Source organism: Exiguobacterium sp. SL-9, assembly GCF_004336985.1.
GTDB lineage: Bacteria > Bacillota > Bacilli > Exiguobacteriales > Exiguobacteriaceae > Exiguobacterium.
The window spans coordinates 1-392 of sequence record NZ_SJUO01000046.1; the positions used below are offsets into that span (position 1 = coordinate 1).

Here is a 392-nt window from a genome sequence, read left to right on the forward strand (position 1 = left end):
TACAACCAATGAGCTAATTTTGAGTATTGTTCATTTAAACAAGATTAATGCTTAACTTGCCTACGGTATATCGGAGATTATGGAATACAAACACATCCTGTCCTCTAACCAAATGTCTTTAAAAACGTTTTACATCGAAAACCCGATGATAGCGATGGTTAGTGGCGCAAAAGGTACGATTTGCATCAATGGACAAACTATTGATGTATCCAGCCATTTAACGCTTATTATTCCGAAATACAGTCAAGTCTCTTGCGATATAGTCAGCCAATTTACGCATAAATCGATTGAACTACACACGCTTGTGTTATGTGAAACAGAGCTTCAATCTGTTTTCTCTTTACTAAAGCCTTTAATTAAATCTAGTTCACCGCTAACAATCCACCTACCTG

1 protein-coding gene is annotated in these 392 nt (G+C 36.5%); it reads left to right on the forward strand.

Annotated features, from left to right (window positions below):
• Positions 1–79: 79 nt before the first annotated feature.
• Positions 80–392 (forward strand): hypothetical protein (locus tag EVJ34_RS15935; RefSeq protein WP_236636733.1); only part of this gene is annotated, 313 nt, incomplete at its 3' end.